General features: G+C 68.0%; 2 protein-coding genes and 1 pseudogene. All 3 read right to left on the minus strand.

The genetic code is table 11. The annotated features are described in order from the left end of the window. Positions 1-1,249: FtsX-like permease family protein (locus J7E68_RS19010; protein ID WP_215175105.1), on the minus strand; the 1,249-nt coding region annotated here is incomplete at its 3' end. Continuing rightward, the gene (locus J7E68_RS19015) at positions 1,246-1,941 is read right to left on the minus strand and encodes an ABC transporter ATP-binding protein (RefSeq protein WP_215175106.1); all 696 of its coding nucleotides are present in this window, start codon (positions 1,939-1,941) and stop codon (positions 1,246-1,248) included. The genes J7E68_RS19015 and J7E68_RS19010, both read right to left, overlap by 4 nt. 88 nt (positions 1,942-2,029) lie before the next feature. Continuing rightward, positions 2,030-2,446, minus strand: a pseudogene (locus tag J7E68_RS19020) (GNAT family N-acetyltransferase); the annotation flags it as partial.

Below are 2,446 nucleotides of genomic sequence, written 5' to 3' on the forward strand. Positions count from 1 at the left end.
TCGCGAGCACGGCGCCGATCGGGACTAGCGACTCGGGAGCAGTGATCAGAGCGATGCCGATCAGCGGGAAGATGAGCACCGCGGCGCACGCGGCGGACCCGACCGCGGTGAGCAGCAGCGGCGACATGATCGCCCGTCGACGGGCGCTGTCGACGGTGTCGAGAGGCACGCCCAGATGATGCAGACTGCGGTGCAGGTCGCGCTGGTCGAGCACGGATGCCGCCTGATTCACGCCGACGGAGGCCGCCACCATGAGGAACGAGGCGACGAGTGTGATCACGAGCCCCGTGCGCATGTCGGACGCGAGTGCGGCATCCGCATCCGTCGTGTCGCCGCTGGTCATCACATTCATCAGCGACACACCGGTGCCCGCGAACACCGCCATGAAACCGGCCATCGCGATGCCGCTCACCTGACGCCAGGCGTCTTTGGGTGAGTCGAGCACCATCCGGGCGGCGAGAAGCCGCTCGGGTCGCTCGGCCTTGCGAAGCTGCCGTGAGGCGCTGACCTTCAGAACACACGGACCGACCACCGAGAGAACGGAAAGCGCGAGGGCGAAAAGGGTCGCGACGACGACGATCGTCATCGCCAACCCTGCGAGCGTCGGGAAGACCTTGACGAGCACGAAGACGAGAGCGAGAACCGAGGCGCCGATGAGCGCGCGGAACCAGTGCACGGTCGACGCGGTCGTGCGCATCCGCACACCGAGAGGCGAGACGATCACGCGTCGGAGACCGAGCACAGCGCTGCAGGCCGCGACGAGCAGAATGCCTCCGGCCACTGCCAGGAGGCCGAGGGGTGGAAGCATCACCGCGGCGACGCCGAGGGCTGCGCCGCGGAACGGGATGAGTCCGATCAACGGAGCGATCCCGAGATAGACGAGCAGCCCCGCCACTGTGCCGGCTGCGGCGACGAGCACGGATTCGATCACGGTGGCGACGCTGACGCCCATCGGCGTGACTCCGAGAAGACGCAGCGTCGACAGTCTCTCGTCTCGTCGTCGTGCCGAGAGACGGGCGGCGGCGCCGCCCAGATTCGTCAGCGGCACGACGAGGAGGACGAGAGCGATCGCGGCGAGAGCCTGGTAGATCGGAGCATAGTCGTCCGTCCAGGTCCAGAACGCCTGGGCACCGCCGACGACGGTCGACACCAGCGCGGTCACGATCCCGAAAGCGACGATCGGGAGTGCCAGGACGGCCGTCTGCCCCTTCGTCGGGCGCAACAGGAGTGCCAGCACGCGAGCGTTCATGCCGACACCGCCGGAGAGACGATCTGTCCGTCGCGGACAGCGACGATGCGCGAGCACCGGGCAGCGACCTCGGGGTCGTGGGTGACGACGAGCAGGGTTCGTCCCTGCCCGGTCGTCGACCAGAGCAGCGCGTTCATCACATCCTGCGAGGTGTGCGAGTCCAGGGCGCCGGTCGGCTCATCGGCGAACACGAGATCGGCGCCGGTGGCCTGCGCTCGTGCGATCGCAACCCGCTGGGCCTGGCCTCCGGAGAGCTCGCCGATACGACGGTCCTCCAGTCCCGCGAGTCCCAGGGCGGCGAGCCACGCGGATGCATGCGCGGTGGCATCGGCCCGCTTCACGCCATTGATCATCGACGCCAGTGCGACGTTCTCGACGGCGGTGAGTTCGGGGATCAGGAGCCCCTGTTGGAACACGAAGCCGAACTTCTCCCTGCGAAGACGAGATCGCGCGGATTCGCCCAGCGCCGCGATCTCGACGGGATGACCGGTCGATCCCTGGAACGCGACGGTTCCGTGATCGGGCCGGATGATTCCGGCGAGGACGTGCAGCAGCGTCGTCTTCCCCGATCCGGACGCGCCCATGATCGCGACGGACTCGCCGCGACGGATCGTGAGATCCACCCCGGCGAGTGCGCGCGTGGTGCCGTAGGACTTCGAGAGGGAGCGGGCTTCGAGCACGGAGACGTTCATGCTCCCAGCCTCTCGGCCCGTGCGCGGCGCGGCATCGGCCAGGCGGATGATCCGCCCGCCGACGCGTACACCGGTGGGATGATCTCGGTCAGATCCGCTTCTGCCACGCTCCGGCGTACGAGACCGGCACGAACCCGATCGCCTCGTTGATGCTCAGCATGGGGCGGTTCTCTTCGGCATTGAACGTCGAGACCGTCGGTGAGAGCGGCATGGCCTCGCGCCAGCGGAGGAGGTTCGCGCACTTGACGATCATGCCGAGCCGGTGTCCGCGGTGCTCGCGAGAGACCAGAGTGCCGAGCTGATGGGTGACTCCTGAACGATCGGCTCCGACGAGGAGCTCGTTGTAGGCCACGATGTCTCCGGTCGGCACGTGGCTGATCACGACGATCGACAGAGCCTGACCCGCTCCGGTGAGCCGTCTCTCGCGGCGTACGACGCGTTGCGCATCCCACTCCTCGGCGACGAAGTCCATCTCGCCGCTCGGGGTATCGGTCGACAGCCGAGC

The sequence above is a fragment of the Microbacterium sp. ISL-103 genome, assembly GCF_018613995.1.
Lineage (GTDB): Bacteria > Actinomycetota > Actinomycetes > Actinomycetales > Microbacteriaceae > Microbacterium.

Bases quoted from the DNA above. Each gene is read 5' to 3' on its own strand.
- J7E68_RS19015 (WP_215175106.1), bottom strand. From the start codon at position 1,941: ATGAACGTCTCCGTGCTCGAAGCCCGCTCCCTCTCGAAGTCCTACGGC.